At 63.3% G+C, this 17,800-nt stretch carries 20 protein-coding genes; 17 read left to right on the top strand and 3 right to left on the bottom strand.

The window, feature by feature from the left end:
• The 10 genes from PVW46_RS11990 to PVW46_RS12035 all read left to right on the top strand — a co-directional run.
• On the top strand, positions 1-518 hold a 518-nt coding region (locus tag PVW46_RS11990; protein WP_338020523.1), incomplete at its 5' end, for a TOBE domain-containing protein.
• A 3-nt stretch (positions 519-521) separates the two neighbouring features.
• On the top strand, positions 522-1,634 hold the full coding sequence (locus PVW46_RS11995) for a mandelate racemase/muconate lactonizing enzyme family protein (RefSeq protein WP_069209419.1): 1,113 nt from the start codon (positions 522-524) through the stop codon (positions 1,632-1,634).
• A 1-nt stretch (position 1,635) separates the two neighbouring features.
• The gene (locus PVW46_RS12000; RefSeq protein WP_069209418.1) at positions 1,636-1,965 is read left to right on the top strand and encodes an L-rhamnose mutarotase; all 330 of its coding nucleotides are present in this window, start codon (positions 1,636-1,638) and stop codon (positions 1,963-1,965) included.
• Positions 1,958-3,022 (top strand): Gfo/Idh/MocA family protein, encoded by a 1,065-nt coding sequence (locus tag PVW46_RS12005; protein ID WP_069209417.1) that lies wholly within the window; start codon positions 1,958-1,960, stop codon positions 3,020-3,022. The genes PVW46_RS12000 and PVW46_RS12005 overlap by 8 nt, the downstream gene beginning before the upstream one ends.
• Positions 3,015-3,461 (top strand): MaoC family dehydratase, encoded by a 447-nt coding sequence (locus tag PVW46_RS12010; RefSeq protein WP_043141428.1) that lies wholly within the window; start codon positions 3,015-3,017, stop codon positions 3,459-3,461. Before PVW46_RS12005 ends, PVW46_RS12010 begins: the two co-directional genes overlap by 8 nt.
• The gene (locus PVW46_RS12015) at positions 3,458-3,772 is read left to right on the top strand and encodes a UxaA family hydrolase (protein ID WP_274576040.1); all 315 of its coding nucleotides are present in this window, start codon (positions 3,458-3,460) and stop codon (positions 3,770-3,772) included. The genes PVW46_RS12010 and PVW46_RS12015 overlap by 4 nt, the downstream gene beginning before the upstream one ends.
• Complete coding sequence (locus tag PVW46_RS12020) at positions 3,769-4,968, top strand: UxaA family hydrolase (protein ID WP_043141435.1); 1,200 nt, start codon at positions 3,769-3,771, stop codon at positions 4,966-4,968. Before PVW46_RS12015 ends, PVW46_RS12020 begins: the two co-directional genes overlap by 4 nt.
• Positions 4,969-4,981: 13 nt before the next feature.
• A complete protein-coding gene (locus PVW46_RS12025) occupies positions 4,982-5,719 on the top strand; it encodes an SDR family oxidoreductase (protein ID WP_069209415.1) in 738 nt (245 codons plus the stop codon).
• 23 nt (positions 5,720-5,742) lie between these two features.
• A complete protein-coding gene (locus PVW46_RS12030; RefSeq protein WP_069209414.1) occupies positions 5,743-6,582 on the top strand; it encodes a fumarylacetoacetate hydrolase family protein in 840 nt (279 codons plus the stop codon).
• Between the two features lie 225 nt (positions 6,583-6,807).
• The gene (locus PVW46_RS12035) at positions 6,808-7,356 is read left to right on the top strand and encodes a peroxiredoxin (protein ID WP_069209413.1); all 549 of its coding nucleotides are present in this window, start codon (positions 6,808-6,810) and stop codon (positions 7,354-7,356) included.
• A 64-nt stretch (positions 7,357-7,420) separates the two neighbouring features.
• Here PVW46_RS12035 and PVW46_RS12040 read toward each other — a convergent pair whose 3' ends face one another.
• Positions 7,421-8,548: a CaiB/BaiF CoA transferase family protein gene (locus tag PVW46_RS12040; protein WP_274576041.1), complete on the bottom strand. Its 1,128-nt coding sequence runs from the start codon at positions 8,546-8,548 to the stop codon at positions 7,421-7,423.
• 5 nt (positions 8,549-8,553) lie between these two features.
• Complete coding sequence (locus tag PVW46_RS12045; protein ID WP_274576042.1) at positions 8,554-9,693, bottom strand: extracellular solute-binding protein; 1,140 nt, start codon at positions 9,691-9,693, stop codon at positions 8,554-8,556.
• Positions 9,694-9,848: 155 nt separating this feature from the next.
• On the opposite strand from PVW46_RS12045, the gene PVW46_RS12050 reads away from it, so the two are divergent.
• Complete coding sequence (locus PVW46_RS12050; protein ID WP_043141937.1) at positions 9,849-10,637, top strand: IclR family transcriptional regulator; 789 nt, start codon at positions 9,849-9,851, stop codon at positions 10,635-10,637.
• Positions 10,638-10,716: 79 nt separating this feature from the next.
• On the opposite strand, the gene PVW46_RS12055 is transcribed toward PVW46_RS12050, so the two are convergent.
• Positions 10,717-11,706 carry a LysR family transcriptional regulator gene (locus PVW46_RS12055; RefSeq protein WP_274576043.1) on the bottom strand — a complete coding sequence of 330 codons (990 nt, stop codon included), beginning with the start codon at positions 11,704-11,706 and terminating at the stop codon, positions 10,717-10,719.
• Positions 11,707-11,733: 27 nt separating this feature from the next.
• Between PVW46_RS12055 and PVW46_RS12060 the strand changes: the two genes are divergently transcribed.
• The 6 genes from PVW46_RS12060 to PVW46_RS12085 all read left to right on the top strand — a co-directional run bounded on the left by PVW46_RS12060 (position 11,734) and on the right by PVW46_RS12085 (position 17,799).
• Positions 11,734-12,909, top strand: a complete 1,176-nt coding sequence (locus PVW46_RS12060) for a cytochrome P450 (RefSeq protein ID WP_043141454.1) — start codon at positions 11,734-11,736, stop codon at positions 12,907-12,909.
• Between the two features lie 13 nt (positions 12,910-12,922).
• Positions 12,923-13,246, top strand: a complete 324-nt coding sequence (locus tag PVW46_RS12065) for a 2Fe-2S iron-sulfur cluster-binding protein (RefSeq protein ID WP_043141456.1) — start codon at positions 12,923-12,925, stop codon at positions 13,244-13,246.
• 39 nt (positions 13,247-13,285) lie between these two features.
• Positions 13,286-14,338, top strand: coding sequence for a TRAP transporter substrate-binding protein (locus PVW46_RS12070; RefSeq protein ID WP_069209410.1), 1,053 nt, complete (start codon positions 13,286-13,288; stop codon positions 14,336-14,338).
• Between the two features lie 514 nt (positions 14,339-14,852).
• Complete coding sequence (locus tag PVW46_RS12075) at positions 14,853-15,596, top strand: L,D-transpeptidase (RefSeq protein WP_083242278.1); 744 nt, start codon at positions 14,853-14,855, stop codon at positions 15,594-15,596.
• A gap of 656 nt (positions 15,597-16,252) precedes the next feature.
• On the top strand, positions 16,253-17,173 hold the full coding sequence (locus PVW46_RS12080; RefSeq protein ID WP_157923316.1) for a MotA/TolQ/ExbB proton channel family protein: 921 nt from the start codon (positions 16,253-16,255) through the stop codon (positions 17,171-17,173).
• A gap of 14 nt (positions 17,174-17,187) precedes the next feature.
• Entirely contained in the window at positions 17,188-17,799 is a 612-nt protein-coding gene (locus PVW46_RS12085; RefSeq protein WP_133066174.1) for a hypothetical protein, read from the top strand.
• The last annotated feature ends 1 nt before the right edge of the window (position 17,800 follow it).

Consider the following 17,800-nt stretch of genomic DNA (forward strand, 5'->3'; position numbering starts at 1 on the left):
TCACCCACGACCAGGTCGAGGCGATGACGCTGGCGGATCGGATCGTGATCATGCGTGACGGTCATATCGAGCAGATCGGCACGCCGCTGGACGTGTTCGAGAATCCGGTGAACACCTTTGTCGCGACCTTCATCGGCTCGCCGCCGATGAACCTGCTGAACGGGGTCGTGCGTGATGGCGCCGTCGTGCTGGAGGACGGGACCACCGTGCCGGTTCCGCCAGGCTACCAGGCACGCGAAGGGCAGGCGGTGCAACTGGGGATGCGGGCGGACAACGTCATGCCCGTGGGCCATTCCCTGCCGCCGACCGAGCATATGGCGCAGATCGACATGCGCGTGAACCTGACCGAACCGCTGGGCACGGAAACCCTGCTCTTTGCCGAACTGGCCGGGGCAGAGGTGCAGGCCAAGATGCTGAATCCGCGCCCCGTCGAGGCTGGCGAGCGGATGACCTTCCAGGTCATGCTGGACAAGTGCCACCTCTTCGACGCCGAGAGCGGCGCGGCGCTGAGGAGCTGAGTCATGGCACGGATCACCCACGCCCGCGCCTTCATGGTGGACCTTGTGCCCAAGGTCCTGCGCACCGATGCCATCCAGTCGTTCAAGAGCCAGGAGACGATTTTTGTCGAAGTGACGGACGCCGACGGCGCCCGCGGCATGGGCTATTCCTACACCATCGGCGATGGCGGCCCCTCGGTTCTGGCTCTGCTGGAACATACCCTGCTGCCCCGGCTGATGGGGCAGGAGGCGGACGCGATCGAGGCGATCTGGCGCGACCTGCTGTTCTGGACCCATGCGACGGCGGTGGGGCCGATCATGTCGCTGGCCCTTGCAGCCATCGACACGGCGCTTTGGGATCTTCGGGGTCGCCGGACGGGCCTGCCGCTACACCTGCTGGCGGGCGGCGCGAAAACCTCGGTCCCGATGTATACGACCGAAGGCGGCTGGCTGCATATCGCGCCGGAGGCGCTGGTCGAGGATGCGCAGTCGGCACAGGCACAGGGGTTTCGCGGCTCCAAGGTCAAGATCGGCAAGCCGACCGTGGCCGGGGATGCGGCGCGGCTTGGCGCCGTGCGCGAGGCCCTTGGCGATGACTACGAGATCATGACCGACGCCAACCAGTCGATGACCGCGGCCGAGGCGCTGCGGCGCGCGCCGATGCTGGAGGCGCTGAACATCGGCTGGTTCGAGGAACCCTTGCCCTCGGACGACATCGCGGGACACGCCCGGCTACAGGCCGGAACGCGGGTGCCGGTGGCGGTGGGGGAGAGCCTCTACAGCCCCGGCCAGTTCGCCGATTACATAGCGCAGGGGGCCTGCGGCATCGTTCAGGCGGATGTGGCCCGTGTGGGCGGCATCACCCCGTGGCTCAAGATCGCGCATATGGCCGAGGCGCATAACATCGCCATCTGCCCGCATTTCCTGATGGAACTGCACGTCAGCCTTGTCTGCGCGGTGCCGAACGCGCCCTGGCTGGAATACATCCCCCAGCTTGACGATGTGGCCGCGCCGATGGCGCGGGACGGTGGCCTGGCGCTGGCACCAACCGGCGCGGGGCTGGGGATCGACTGGGACATGGACCGGCTCTCCGCGCAGACCGCGGAGGGCAGCGGCATCGAGATCCGGGAGGAATAGCATGCAGAGACACGGGCAACTGATCGGCATCGGGGCCGAGGCCATCGCGGAATACAAGAAACTGCACGCCGAGGTCTGGCCGCAGGTGCTGGAGATGATCACCGCCTGCAACATCCGCAACTACTCGATCTTTCTCAAGGAGCCGGAGAACCTGATGTTCTCCTACTTCGAATACGTGGGCGAGGATTTCGCGGCGGACATGGCAAAGATGGCCGCCGATCCGGTCACGCAGGACTGGTGGGCGATCAACAAGCCACTGCAACGCCCGCTGGATACGCGGGGCGAAGGTGAGTGGTGGGCCGAGATGGAAGAGGTGTTTCACCATGACTGACCTGGCTCAACTGCGGCAGAGCGTCGAGATGCCGGAGAGCCCGAAACCTGTGGTGATTTTTGGCGCAGGGTCCATCGTGACCGATGCGCATCTGCCGGCCTATCGCGATCTTGGCGTGCCGGTGGCGGGGATATTCGATCCCGACAGCGCAAAGGCGGTCGAGGTCGCCGAGGCATGGGGCACCAAGGCGCTTGCCTCGATGGAGGAGGCCGTGGGGCAGGGGGACGCGGTCTATGACCTCGCCGTGCCGCCCGTGGCGATCCCCGGCATCCTCGAAGCCCTGCCCGATGGGGCCGTGGCGATCATCCAGAAACCGCTGGGGTCCGATCTGGCCGAGGCCGATGCGATCATCCGCATCCTGCGCCGCAAGGGCATCAAGGCGGCGGTGAACTTCCAGCTGCGCTTTGCCCCGATGAGCCTGGCGCTCAAGGATGCGGTGGCGCGCGGTCTATTGGGCGAGATCGTCGATTTTGATGCCTGGCTGGCGCTCGACACGCCCTGGCATCTCTGGGAGTTCCTGGCCGATCTGCCGCGGGTCGAAATCCTGTTGCACTCGATCCACTACCTGGACTTCGTGCGTGACCTGATGGGCAACCCGCAGGGCGTCCATGCCCGCACCATGGGGCACCCGTCCTCGACCGTGTCCAACACCCGCACGGCGATGATGCTGGACTATGGCGACAAGGCGCGCTGTGCCCTGTCGATCAACCACAACCACAGTTTCGGGCGCAAGTTCCAGGCCTGCGAGTTCCGCATCTGCGGCACCAAGGGCGCGGCTTACATGAAGCTCGGCGTGAACCTGGATTATCCCAACGGCGAGCCGGACGAGCTGTGGCTGAATACCGGCGGCGATTGGGAACAGGTGGACCTGCAAGGCAACTGGTTCATCGCCGCCTTCCACGGGCGGTTCGCCCAGGTTCAGCGCTTTGTCGCGGGGCTGGACGACAGGCTCGAAGGCTCCGCCGAAGACGCCTGGCACACTATGGCACTGGTCGAGGCAGCCTATGAAAGCTCTGCCCGGCCCATGCACCCGATCAAGGAGGCACCTGATGCTTGAGCAGGTCAAATACTACGAGGACTACGAGATCGGCGAGGGCCGCGAGACCGTGGGCCGGACCATCACCGAGACCGATTTCGTTGTCCATGCGGGCCATTCCGGCGACTTCTTTCCGCATCACCTGGACGAGGAATTCTGCAAGACGCTGCCCTTCGGCAAGCGGATCGCGCATGGCACCATGGTCTTTACCATCGGGGTCGGCCTGACCGCGACGATCATCAACCCGGTGGCCTTTTCCTATGGCTATGACCGGATGCGTTTCATCACGCCGGTCTTCATCGGCGATACGATCCGCAGCAAGGTCGAGATCATCGGCAAGGAAGTGATGGAGAAACGTCCGGGCTATGGCCGCGTTTCGGAACGGTTGACCGTTCTGAAACACAGCGGTGAAACGGCCTTGGTGGCCGATCACATCTACATGGTGGAGATGAAATCGTGAGCGGTCCGTTTCTGTTGTTGCACGAGACGGACAACGTACTTGTCGCGCGTCAGGTCGCGCCCGAGGGGCTGGAGGTTGCGCTTGAAGTCGGTCCCGTGACGCTCTCGCGCCTGATCCCGCTGGCGCACAAGATCGCGCGGCACGACATCGAGGAAGGCGACAAGATCCTGAAATACGGCATGCCGATCGGCGTGGCGACGCAGGCAATCGCGGCGGGAGAGCATGTGCATGTCCACAATATCCGCTCCGATTATACGCCGACCCATGCCTTGCAGGATGCGGATGGCGTCAGCGCGGGGGTGGCACAATGACTGACCTGACAGGCTATCCCAGGGCCGATGGCCGCAAAGGCATCCGCAACACGGTTGTCGTGGCCTACCTTGTGGAATGTGCGCATTTCGTGGCATCGAAAATCGTCGCCGGGTTCCCGGACGACGACGTGCAGCTGATCGGCTTTCCGGGCTGTTTCCCGAACGACTACGCCGCCAACATGATGGATCGGCTCTGCACCCATCCGAACGTGGGCGCGGTGCTGTTCGTCTCGCTGGGCTGCGAGAGTTTCGACAAGGTGCGTGCCTCGACGGCGGTGTCCGAGTCCGGTCGTCCGGTCAAGACGCTGGTGATCCAGAAGGCGGGCGGCACGGCCTCAACCGTGGAGGCCGGTCGCGACTGGGTGCGCGGCGCCTTGGGCGAGATCGCGGATATCCAGCGGGTGCCGATGGGCATCGACGAGCTGATCGTCGGCACGGTCTGCGGCGGTTCCGACGGCACCTCGGGCATTTCGGGCAACCCGGCGGCGGGTAAGGCATTCGACATGCTGGTGCAGGAGGGGGCCGCCTGCATCTTCGAAGAAACCGGCGAACTGATCGGCTGCGAGGAGATCATGGCAGACCGCGCGGTGACGCCGGAACTGGGCCAGGCCCTGCGCGAGAGTGTGCAGAAGGCGGAACGCTATTACGCGACGCTGGGCTATGGCTCTTTCGCGGCGGGGAACGCGGCCGGGGGGCTCTCGACCATCGAGGAAAAGAGCCTTGGCGCCTATGTCAAATCCGGCGACTCGCCGATTTCCGGGCTGATCAAACCGGGCGACATTCCCCCGCGCGGGGGCCTCTACCTGATGGACGTGGTGCCGGACGGCGACGTGCGTTTCGGCTTTCCCAACATCTCGGACAATGCCGAGATCGTCGAGATGATCGCCAGCGGCGCGCATCTGTCGCTCTTCGTCACCGGGCGCGGCTCTGTCGTCGGATCGGCGATTTCGCCGGTCATCAAGATCTGTGCCAACCCGGAGACCTATCGCGCCCTGTCCGACGACATGGACGTGAACGCGGGCGACATCATCGAAGGGGTGCGCAGCATCGAGGCCGTCGGACAGGAGATCCGCGACCTCGTAGTCGCGACCGCCGCAGGTGCACAGACCAAGTCAGAGGCCATGGGCCACAGGGAATTCATCCTGACCTACAAATCATTTGCGCCCATCGGGCCGGCCTGCCTGCCCGCTGCGTGAGAAGGAGACAAACGTGAAAAGACTGAAAGGAAAGACCTGCGTCGTCACCGCCGCTGGTCAGGGGATCGGCCGCGCGACGGCAGAGCGGCTGGCGGCCGAGGGTGGCCGGGTGATCGCCACCGATATCAACGAGGCGGCACTTGCCGAGCTGAACGCGATCGACGGGATCGAGGCCAGGCGGCTGGACGTGCTGGACGCCGGGGCCATCACAGCCTTCGCGGCAGAGGTCGGCACGGCGGACGTGCTCTTCAACTGCGCGGGGATTGTGCACAACGGCACCATCCTCGAGTCGACCGAGGACGAGTGGGATTTCGCTTTCGATCTCAACGCCAAGGCACAGTACCGCATGATCCGCGCCTTCCTGCCCGCGATGCTGGAGCAGAAAAGCGGTTCGATCATCAACATGAGCTCGGTGGCGGGGCCCGTGACCGGCCCGGTCAACCGTTTCGTCTATTCGGCCTCCAAGGCGGCCGTGGCGGGCATGACGCTGGCCATCGCGAATGACTACGTCACCCAAGGCATCCGCTGCAACGCCATCGCGCCCGGTACCGTGGATAGCCCCTCGCTGCATGACCGACTGCGGGCGACCGGCGACTACGATGCCGCGCTCAAGACCTTTATCGGGCGTCAGCCCATGGGCCGCATTGGCAAGCCCGAGGAGATCGCCGCACTGGTCGCCTACCTGGCGGCGGATGAGAGCGGGTTCACCACGGGGCAGGTCCACGTCATCGACGGCGGCTGGACCGCCTGAACCGGAAACTAGGGAGTTCCCCCATGAAATTTGCACGATACGGAGAGCGCGGCGCGGAAAAACCCGCGCTGGTCGAAGAGGACGGCACGCTGCGTGACCTGTCGGCCCATGTGGACGACATCGCGGGCGACGCGCTGACCCGGCTGGACGCGCTGAAGGCGATCGACCCGGCAAGTTTGCCGAAGGTCGAGGGCACGCCGCGTCTCGGGGCCTGCGTCGGGCGCACCGGCAAGTTCATCTGCATCGGCCTGAACTATGCCGACCATGCCGCCGAAAGCGGGCTGGAAGTGCCGCCCGAACCGGTGATCTTTGCCAAGTACACCTCGGCCATCTGCGGCCCGAATGATCCGATCATCATCCCGCGCGGTTCGGAAAAGACCGACTGGGAAGTGGAGTTGGGCTTTGTCATCGGCAAAAAGGCCAAATACGTCGACGAGGCCAACGCCATGGACCACGTCGCCGGATTCTGCGTGATCAACGACGTTTCGGAACGCGCCTACCAGATCGAGCGGTCGGGCCAGTGGTCCAAGGGCAAGTCCTCGGACAACTTCGGCCCCACCGGTCCCTGGCTGGTGACGCCGGACGAGGTTGGCGACTTCGACAAGCTGCACATGTGGCTCGACGTGAACGGCGAGCGGATGCAGGATGGGTCGACCGCGACAATGGTCTACCGGGTGCCCTTCCTAATTTCCTACCTGTCGCAGTTCTTCACGCTGGAACCGGGCGACATCATCTCGACGGGGACACCTCCGGGCGTGGGCCTGGGCTTCACCCCGCCGAAATATCTCAAGGCTGGCGACAAGGTCCGTCTGGGGATCGAGAAGCTGGGCGAACAGCGTCAGGTCTGCGTGGCCGACGACTGAACGCCGTTGCAACGGACCGGACAAGGGCGCCCGCCGTGGCGCCCTTTTTCATGTGGGTTTATGGGCCAGGGAATGGCGTCGAAACGGGCGCCGGATCAAAGCCTGTGCATGCATAGCGGGTCTGCGTTCAGCCGGGCCATTTACCTCGCGTGCCGGATTGCACTCCGGGCCTGTCCCTTCTATGGGCATGATCCGAAAATCCTCCCAATCGAAAGGACTTGTACCATGAAAGCCGGTGCTTCCCTGCCCGACGTCACCTTCCACACGCGCGTGCGTGACGATGCCATCGAAGGCCCGAATCCATTTCGTTGGCAGGACATGACCACTGCCGATTATTTCAAGGGCAAGCGGGTCATCCTCTTTTCGCTGCCGGGGGCCTTTACGCCCACTTGCTCGACCTACCAGCTGCCGGGATTCGAGAAGAACGCCCAGGCCTTCCGTGACCTCGGCATTGACGAGATCTACTGCATGTCGGTCAACGACAGCTTCGTGATGAATCAGTGGGCCAAGTCGCAGAACCTCGAGTCGGTCAAGGTCATCCCCGATGGGTCCGGTGAGTTTTCCCGCCGCGTCGGGATGCTGGTCCGGAAGGACAACCTCGGCTTCGGGATGCGGTCCTGGCGCTATGCGGCGATCATCAACGACGGCGTGGTCGAAGCCTGGTTCGAAGAGCCGGGCATTTCCGACAACCACGGCGAAGACCCCTACGGCGAGTCCAGCCCGGAACGCCTGATGGACTACCTTGTCAACGAGAAGGCCGAAGCTGCCGCGTGACCGGGCTTTCAGGGAGGAGTAGGATTGAAACGGGCCCTCGGGCCCGTTTTTTTGTCCCGCGAACCTACCAGCCGGAGTCGAGCAGGGCGTTGGCGTCGCCCAGTTCAGGGGCGGCGGTGGTGGAGGCGGGGCGAACTCCGTCGATGCGGATCGGCAGGCGGGTTGTCTGCATGTTGACCTCTTCCCCTCGCGAGATTGGCTGCACCATCTCCAGCGTTTGCAGGACACCGCTTTCAACGACGCCATCCCAGTCCATCACCGGTGCGGCCCAGATGTCGGCCTCGACGAATTTCGCCATCCAGTGATCCGTCTCCGCCGTCTTCAGGCGCGCAGCCAATCCGGCCTTGATCTCGTCCCGGCAGGCAAAGGCGTCACGCCCGGCGATCTCCGGGTCGAGCCCGGTGATCTGCGCCAACAGGTCCAGCTTGCCCATGGCAATGGCCACATGCCCGTCCGCCGTCTCGTAGACGCCGTAGGGCGCGGCAAGATAGGCATGAGCCGGGTTGTTGGCCGAGCGTGTCGGCGTGCGGTGGCCGTCGTTCAGCCAGGTGGTCAGAAGCTCGAACTGGAGATCGGCCAGCACCTCGATCAGCGAGGTTTCCACCTGTCCGCCGATGCCTTTCACGGCACGGCGATATAGAAGAGCCAGCACCCCCTGCGTCAGCGAGGCCCCAGCCAGCACATCGGCAATCGGCAGGCCCATCGCAACCGGCCCGTCATCACGCGCCCCGGACAGCCACATGACGCCGGACCGCGCCTGTGCCAACAGGTCCTGCCCCGGAAGATCGACCCAAGGCCCGTCGGAGCCGTAGCCGGTTACAGTGCCGTAAACCACTGTCGGATTGACGGCCTTCACCGCCTCGTAGCCAAAGCCCAGCCGTTTCATCACCCCGGGGCGGAAGTTCTGCAGCACCACGTCTGCCTCGCGCACCAGCGTCCAGAGCTTGTCGCGGTCGGCCGCCGATTTCAGATCCACCGCGAGCGAGCGCTTGTTGCGGTTGATGGCGTGGAAGATCGTGCTTTCGCCACCGATCTTCGTATCGGTCAGGTAGAGATAGCGCGACAGGTCGCCCATGCCGGCGCGTTCCACCTTGACCACGTCGGCGCCGAGGTCGGCGAGTTTCAGGGCACAGTAGGGCCCGGCCAGGAATTGCGAGAAGTCGAGGACCTTGAGACCGTCGAGGGGCAACATGTCGGTCATCCGTCGAAACTCTCGGTGAAACGGGATTGCAGCGCGTCAAGGGCGACCTCGTGGGCGCACTTTCCGGTCAGGGCATCCAGGATGATGTGCGAGGCCGCTTCCTGGAACCCCATGTAGCCCTTGTGCCGGGGCCGCAGCCAGGCAGCTTCGTGACTCATCCGGGTCTGGTGATAGGCCTTGCCGAAGCGGGCGTTGACCCGCGGGTCCGCCCAGGCAAAAGCATTGCCGGGCTGGCCGTTGTTCGCGGTGTAAAGCCCGCGCTGCACCTCTGCCGAAGCGACCCAGAGCGCGAATTCCGTGCAGATCTCCGGGTGTGTCGTGCGGGCCGAGACGGCAAGGCCGGTGCCGCCAAGCGCCGAGCCGAGCGGGCCGCTCTCTCCCTCTGCCGGGATGTCGTGGTAGGTGACGATATTCGGGCGGTAGTCGTCCTTTGCATAGGGTGCGTAGAGGTATGTGTAGGGGATCAGCGCAAAGCGATCCCCCTCGCTCAGCGCATCCAGTGCGGCGATCGGGTCCATGCCGTGACAGGCCGGGTCCACGAGGTCCGCCAGGGCCTGCATCGCCTCCAGTGTGCGCTTTGCCGCGGCGCGGTCGATGGGCAGGCCGCATGTCACCGGGAATGCGCTGCCGATATTGGCCATGAGGGTAAAGAAGGACATCAGCACATGCGGCGGGCGCAGGGGCCAGAGCACGCGGCCGTCGCGGGCCTCGGCCATGACTTCTGTCAGGCGTGTGGCCGGGGTGGGGCGCAGGTCGGGGCGGATCGCCTGCACCTGGCAGGCGGCATCGACCGGCAGCGCCCATTGGTGCCCGCCGTAGAAATAGCTGTGATAGCTCTTGCCGACGGTTTCCGCCTCCAGCCGCGCCAGCACCTCGGGGGCGCCGTGTCTGTCGATCGGCAGCAGGCAGCCGTCGGCCACCACCTCGCCAACATGCGGATGGTCGATGATCATCAGGTCATAGGCCTGCGCCAGTTCCTCGACCGGGGTGCTTTCGAACCCCTGGAGGGATCGCTTGTCCCAGGTGATGGTCACATGCGGGTAACGCTCTTGGAAGGCGGCGCTGGCGGCGACAAGCGGATCGTATCCGCGCGGGTCGGACCAGGTCATGCCTTTCAGGGTGCAGGCTTCGGTCAAGGTTTTCCTCCTGTTTGCGCCAGAATAGCGCGGAGACTTCACAAGTGAAAGAGGATTTTATATTTAATAGAGGCGCGGTCTGCCATGTTGTCAGCGCAGCGCCGCACTAGGTATAAACGCCGGAGCACATCGGCATGGAAACGCCCGGGGGCAGGATGACCAGCACGACAGAAGAGCGGCCCGAAGAGGAGAAATACCGTGCCCCGGCGCTTTCCAAGGGGCTGGACATACTCGAACTGCTCGCCTCCGAGGCAGAGGGGCTGACCCAGGTGGAGATCGCCAAGCAGCTGGGCCGGACCACCCCGGAGATTTTCCGGATGCTGATGGTCCTGCGCCAACGCGGTTATGTCGAACTGAACGCTGATTACGACCGTTACCAGCTCACCACGAAGATGTTCGAGGTGGCCCACAGGCACCCGCCGATCCGGCGCCTCACTTCGATCGCCGGGGATGCGATGCAGCGGCTGGCGGACCAGCTGAACCAGTCGATCCATCTTGGCATCATCCATACGGGGCGGGTGCTGGTGATTGCGCAGGTGGATTGCCAGGACATCAACATTACCTCGGTCCGGCTGGGGGCGCATATCCCGATCTACGACACCGCCTCTGGGAGGGTGCTGGCTGCCTGGATGGACAAACCGGCGCTGGAGGCACTGATCGCCGAAGTCGGCCGCGAACCCGCAGATAAATACAGTGCTTTCGTTAAGGATCTGCCGGACGTGCGAAAGATGGGCTATTGCGAGTCACCCTCGTTGACCATCGCAGGGGTTCAGAACATCTCGGCCCCGATCTTCGATTTTTCCGGGAAGGTCACGGCTGCGGTCACCATTCCCTTCATCCACCGGCTGACCGGCACTTCTGTCGCCACGGCCGAGGAGTGCCGCGAGCGGCTTGTCGCCATGGCGGCGGACATCTCGCGGCGGCTGGGCGCCGGCGCGCGCTAGGAGGTCACCGGCGCGGAGCGGGCGAAACATCCATTCCGAATCGACCAACGGACCGGTCGGGCGGCCATGTGCCCTGACCTCAAAGCGATGCCTGGACGACCCTGTGGATCAGCTCCCTGAGCCAGATATGCGGTGCCGAACGGTGGTGCGGCGCGGTCCAGACGAGATCGATGGAAATACGGGTGGCCAGCGGGAACTCGGAGACCTGCACCGAGTGGCCGAGAACCTTTGAAAGACGCTGCGGCACTGTTGCCACCAGATCTGAACCTGAAACCAGCTGCTCCAGTCCTGCCGGGCTGGGCACGCGCAGGCCGATCTTCAACGCATGCCCCAGCTCTTTCAGGTCGACCAGATAGCGAGACGTCCAGCGACCACCGTAGGTGACCACGACGTGCAGCAGCGACAGGTAGGTTTTCATGTCGAGGCTGGTGCCCGCCGCGGGATGATCCCGGTTCATCAAGCAGACGTAGCGCTCGTGGTACAGACGGCGGCGGTAGAAATCCGGGTCGTCTCTTTCGAAAGGGCCGATCAGGAGGTCCGCCTCGCGGTTCAACAGCCGTTCGTGGCCGATGTCCGACGCGTCAATAATGTCCAAGGTGATGCCCGGCGCCTGTGCGCGGATGGTATGAACGATCTGTGGCACCCAAAGGACACGTTCGTAATAATTGCATGCCAGGGTAAAGCGCTGCTGCGATGTCGCCGGGTCGAAATCCACCGGAGCCGCAAGCTGGCGGAACTCGCCAACCAGCCGCGCCGCCTCCTGCACGATTTCCTCGCAACGCGGCGTCGGATGGATGGCGCGGCCTTGCCGCACGAACAGCGGATCGTGGAAAACGCCTCGCAGCTTCTCGATGGTGTAGCTGACCGCCGACTGGTTGACGCCAAGCTCCTCGGCGGCGCGGGTGAAGGACCGCAGGGCATATACCCGCAACAGCATTTGCAGGGTGCGAAAATCGACGGACAGGGGGTCTCGTGGCGTCTGCATGGTGTAACCGGATCGAATTTTTTGATCGTAATGATCTATTCCATCTTGTTGATGGATGAAAGCCGCAGGGGCATTAAGCGGCATCGACTGTGCAATCTTGGGAGGAGGGGCATGGCACAAGCACCAATCAACGAAGCGGTCTCGCTGGCCGATCTCGCCCGCGATCCCTATTCGATCTACCGGCGCATGCGCCTGGAGACACCGATCGTCGAGGTCCCCGCAGCGCGGCGGATCATGCTGACCAAGGCCAAACACACCAGGATGGTGAAGGACAACGCCGAGCTTTACAGCTCGGACGATCCCGTGACACCGATGCAGCGTGCCTTTCAGGCCCATACGTTGATGCGCAAGGACGGCCCCGAACACCGGGCCGAGCGCATGGCGATGCAAAAGGCCCTGTCACCCAAGGTGATCAAGTCCGACTGGGCAGAATTGTATCGAAAGATCGCGTCGGACTATCTCGATCGCCTTCCCCGCGGTGAGAGGGTAGACCTGTTCACCGATCTTTGCGGTCCGGTTGCGGCGCGCATCCTCGCGCATATCCTCGGCCTCGACGAGGCCAGCGACGCCGACATGATGCGCTGGTCGCAGACCCTGATCGACGGGGCGGGCAATTTCGGCTTTGCCGAGGACCCCTTTGCCAAGAGCGATGCCGCCAACGCCGAGATGAACGCCTATTTCGATCGGATCGAGGCGCGCCACAGGGCAGAGCCCAACAACTCGGCTTTCTCGATCATGCTGAACGCGGCCAACCCGTTGCCGATCGGGCAGATTCATTCCAACATCAAGATCGCCATCGGCGGCGGCATAAACGAGCCGCGCGACGCGCTGGCCACGATTCTCTACGGGTTGCTCAGTAACCCGGAGCAGCTGGAAGAGGTGAAGCGGACAGAGGCCTGGAGCGACGCCTTCGAGGAGGGCGTGCGCTGGGTTGCACCGATCCAGGCCTCGTCGCGCCGCGTCACGGAGGCACATCAGATCGACGGCATCGACATTCCCGAGGGCGTGACCCTGATGACGATCCAGGCTTCGGCCAACCACGACGAAGACCTGTTCGAGAATGGGCACCTGTTCGACGTGTTCCGCAAGAAGGCACCGCATCAGGCCTTTGGCAGCGGCCCGCATCACTGCTCGGGCGCGCAGGTCGCGCGCAAGACGGTGGGCGAGATCATGCTTCCGATGATCTTCGAGCGCTTTCCGAACATGGAACTGGTGCCCGACGAAAAGGTGATCTGGCACGGGTTCGGGTTTCGCGGCCCGTTGAACCTGCCGGTCACGCTGAACTGAGAAAGGCAAGAGAATGGTTGAAATCACCTTTGTGCATCCCGATGGCAACCGCCGGACCGTGGGCGCGGCCCCCGGAACCTCGATCATGCAGGCAGCACGCGACAACGGCATAAACGAGATCATCGCGGAATGCGGCGGTGCGATGGCCTGCGCCACCTGCCATTGCTACGTCGATGACGCCTGGACGGACCGTGTCGGGCGCCGCGATGATGCCGAGGATGACATGCTGGACTTTGCCGAGGGCGAAGTGCGCGACACTTCGCGCCTGTCCTGCCAGATCGCCCTGAGCGAGGCACTGGATGGAGTGATCGTGCATCTGCCGGACGTTCAGGGATAACCGGATAACAGCACCAAGAAGACAACAGCGGAGGAAACCATGTCTTTCATTAAGCAATGCTCGGGACGAGCGCTGTGCCTTGGCGCCTTCATGGCCCTTGCCGGGCCGGCGGCGGCGCAGGAAGTGACACTGAACCTGCACCAGATGCTGCCGCAGCAGGCGGCGGTGCCGGCGCAAATCCTGCTGCCCTGGATCGAAAAAATCGAAGCGGCCTCGGATGGTCGTATCGCCATCGAGCATTATCCCTCGATGCAATTGGGGGGCGCTCCGCCGGAGCTCTACGACCAGGCGGTCGACGGGGTGGCCGATATCATCTGGACGGTTGTGGGCTACACGCCGGGGCGTTTTCCAAGCACCGAGGTCTTTGAACTGCCCTTCATGGTTTCGGATGCCCGTGCAGCCTCCTGTGCCTACTGGAAGATGTACGACTCCGCCATGAAGGATGGCGAGTTCTCGGACGTCAAGATGCTGGGAACCTGGGTTCATGGCCCGGGTGCGTTTCACACCAACGCGCCGGTCAAGACCCCGGCGGACCTGGAAGGAATGAAGATCCGTGGCGGCTCGCGGCTGGTCAACCAGCTGCTCGAACTGGCCGGGGCAGAGCCGGTCGGGATGCCGGTGCCGGCGGTGTCCGAAGCCCTGTCCAAGGGCGTGATCGACGGGACAACGATTCCCTGGGAGGTCACCTCGGCCCTCAAAGTGCCCGAGCTCGTGAAAAACCACACCGAGTTCGAAGGCCCGGCGCTTTATACACTGACCTTCGTTCTGGCGATGAACCCCGATGTCTATGCCTCCATGCCTGAGGACCTGCAAAAGGTGATCGACGAGAATTCCGGGCTGGAATTTTCGGTTTTTGCCGGAGGCACACAGGCGGATGCGGACGCGCCGGCCCGTGCCGTTGCCGTGGACATGGGCAACAACATCGTCACGATTTCCGAGGCGGATGCCGCCGAATGGCGCGAGCTCGTTCAGCCGGTCTATGATGGTTGGGTCGCTGATCTGGCGGAAAAGGGCCTGGATGGACAGGCCCTGATCGACGAGGCGCAGGCGCTCATGGCGGGCGACTGCCTGAACGCGACCGGATCGCTCTGAACCAGCCTCTACCCTTAATGTGTTTCCGTGGAGGCCGTTTTCTGGCCTGTGCCGATGAACCAGCCCACGCAGTGAGCGTGGGCTGGTTTTCTTCGGACCGACACGGCGCCCGAATGAAATGCCCGCGTCGCCGATGTCTTGTGGCGTGTGACCGGGCGCGTGGTCGTTCTGCGCCTTTTATGCAAAGTCATAGCCAACAGCCGGGCCTTTGGCCGCCCGGTTGTTCAGGAGGCGGCGTGCGCGGCAAGGGAGCATGACGTGGCGCCGAAAGGGTGGGTGCACTGGGCACTCGCCCCCTGAGGCGAATATCTCAAAGCGGCGCCATTCGCTGCGCCGGCGCGTAGCGATGGCAAGGCGGGGGGTGCGGATTTCAAAGGCCGCCACCTTGCGGTCGTTCCGAAATATGCGCGGCGCGCAACCGCTTGTCTGGTCACTTTTGGGGATATTCAGGCGCTGGCAGTGTCCCGCCTCATGAGTTTCGTAAAAATACTCTGTTGGAACTGATGGTCGTGCTATGGTTGTCAGAGTGTTTGATGCGAATCGAAGTTATTTTCTTATTGATCGATATATGATGGACTCGGGGGATTCCATGATAACAAGGCGTTGGGTTTTATTCGGTGGGGTGATTGGTGCTTTGCTCCCGCGCAGCGGGATGGCCAATTCCACCGATCTGGTGATCGAAGTGAATTTGCCTGCGGATCGCTGGCAAGCGGGTATCCTGAGGTTGAAGCGTGCGAATGGTGAGACGCTCACCGAGGATCTGACCGTTTACGGAAAAGCTGACAATGGTCGCGCGGCCCAAGAGGGAAACCCTGCGCGCAGCCCGGTGTTGCCTTTTGGCGATACGCCGGAAGGTGGCTATTCCGTGCCCCGCATGGTGTCGACCGGGTCCGGAACTGCCTATACCGACCGCAGCTACGGACCCAATGGTGCGCTGGTGCTGAAACCCGAGTCCGGGGATGCGAAGGTTGCAGAAGGCAACGGGCGTACGGGGTTGCTGATACATGGGGGCGATCTGTCCTCGTCGGGCAAGCTGCGGGCAACGCATGGATGTCTCAGGCTGTCCAATGCCGATATGGACAGGTTGCTGGCCGCGATCCGCGAGGCAGGCAACAATCCGGTATTGCAGAGATGCGAGGTCGTCGAGGTGTCCGTTCTTGTCGGACCCACTGGCGTGGACGAACCCGGCCCCGATGAATCCGATCCTCCGCCGGGGATCGACGCCCTTCTTGAACCATTGGGGTTGCGTCTGAATTGACCGCCGGACCCGGACCCGGGGGACTGGCCGGCAGGCTGGCGGCTGCGCAATCCCTTATAGATTGACGACCCGACTTGCGTTTCCAGTTCGGCCAAATCGTGTTGCGGCCATAGATCGGAAGGATTTTCACAGTCTGCGGATAGCGCAGGGAGAGGCATGTGTTTGAAAGAACCTATGAAGAGTCGCGCAGGCGCGCCAATTCCACGTTTGACAAGCGCTTGCAGAAATATCTTCGCGCGAATTCATTGTTCTTTGCGATTCCGGCAATCGCGGTGTCGTGGGTATTTGCGCTATTCCTGCTGTTTTTTCTGACCGCCTATCGACCCGAAGCGGCAACCGGTCTTCAAATCGAGTGGTTGACCAAGCAGGTCGATGTCCAGCCGGCCAGTGAGCAGGGCGAAACGAAAACGCAATACGTCGTGATGCGCAATCGCAATGCGGCATTGTCTTTCCGGGAATATGCCGGCCGGACCGTTGGTGCCATTCCGCCCGCCTGCGCGATCACGGACGGGGAACTGCCGATCCCAAAACCGGATGCGAAGCCCGGCCAACCCATGTTGATCGCGGCGTTCGGCTGGGATCCGGACACACCGGGCCCGGGGGCCTCGAGCGGCGAGAAACCGACTTACGTTCCGTGCAAGTGGCGGGACCACCCGATGAGTTTCATGGCGGCAATCTCTCCGGATGTCGGGCCGGTGCAGAAATTCACCCTGCTGCTGCTGATCATCGCGATGGGAATCCTGCGCCGCAATCGCCTTTTCCGCAGGATCGAAAGCGAGTCCTGGCCGGAGGTTGATGAATACAACGTCGATCTGAACTTTCGGCTGAGCGAGGACGAGAACGGCTTTGAACAGCGTGACCCGCGCGTTGCGCAACATCCGATCAGCTTCATCGTGCAAGGCGACAACCGCAACAGCAGCGAGCCGATCTACCCGACCAACCTGTTGCGGCTGGACCCGTTCACCGTCGAGAACTCCAAGACCGCGCGGTTCAACGCAACAGTGTCCTCGGTGCGGGACAAGTTGCTGGGCGCAACCCGGAATCGCAAGTTGGTCGGGCCGTTGGATCTCATCCTCGACGTGCTCAAGGCCGGAGCGCACACGGGCCGTGTCGGCGACGCGGAAAAGCGCATGCGGGTTGCGGTCTATGAATATGGCAACGATCTGTCCGACAGGTTGGAGACCGGACATTACCTGATGTGGTTGATGCCGACCGTCGGTTTCCTGGGCACCATCTACGGGATCAGCGCCAGCCTTGTCCGTGCCAAAGGTCTGTTCTCCGGATCAGCGGACGGCGAGGCGAGCGAGTTCGAGGAAAAGATCCAGCTTGTCGTTGACGGGTTGGGCGTGGCCTTCGACACGACCTCGATGGCTCTCTTGTGTTCCGCGCTCCTCTACTGGGCGCTGGTCCGGTCGGAATCCGGGGTGCGAGAGGTCGTCGACAAGGCGCGCCGCAGTCTCTCCAACCTGCTGATCGACCGCATGGTCGATCGGGACATGCGAGACGTGCCCTATGCCCTGGTGAACACGCCGGGTCCGGCGCCCGAACAGCAGTTCTTTGACCAGAACGGCGAGTGATCCACGAGGCCGCCATGTCCGATTTCCGCCATCTCGAACGCCCCCGGAGCAGGCCGGAAATCTTCGGCCTCTCCACGTTGGATACGGTAACCTGTGCCCTGGGCGGGGCGATCATCCTGATGATCTTCATGGCTGCCCTCACGGACCGCAAGGCCAAGGTGACGCTGACTCCGCACCGCAAGATCCTTGAGAGCGGCGACCGGGAGCCGGCGACACCGACCGCACGGGCGACGGCGACCTCTACCGCCGATCCCAAGGACATGGAAAACTTGGTGGTCGTGTACCTCGATGGGGCGGCCAGCCGGTTGGGACAGGCGCCAAGCATCGAAGCACCAACAAAGGCATGTGTGTCCTTGGATTTCCAGGTGCGCACATTGCGCAGCGCGCCAGAGCATTTCGGCACGGACGGGGATGATTTGCCGGTCGCCTTCTCGGTCTGGGCGGCGGGCGATGCAGCGCCTTGCATGGGCTTTACGCTGCATGTGCCTGCCGTCCATGCGGCGCCCTGCGAGGCGACACTCGTGTCCAGCGGGCATTACCAAACCCGTCAATTCTCGTCTTGTCGGGCATCGATGGTGTTCGAGTCAAACGGCGACAAGGTCTACCGTTTCGAGAGGGAGTACTGAG

The organism is Mameliella sp. AT18, from assembly GCF_028807275.1.
Lineage (GTDB): Bacteria > Pseudomonadota > Alphaproteobacteria > Rhodobacterales > Rhodobacteraceae > Antarctobacter > Antarctobacter albus.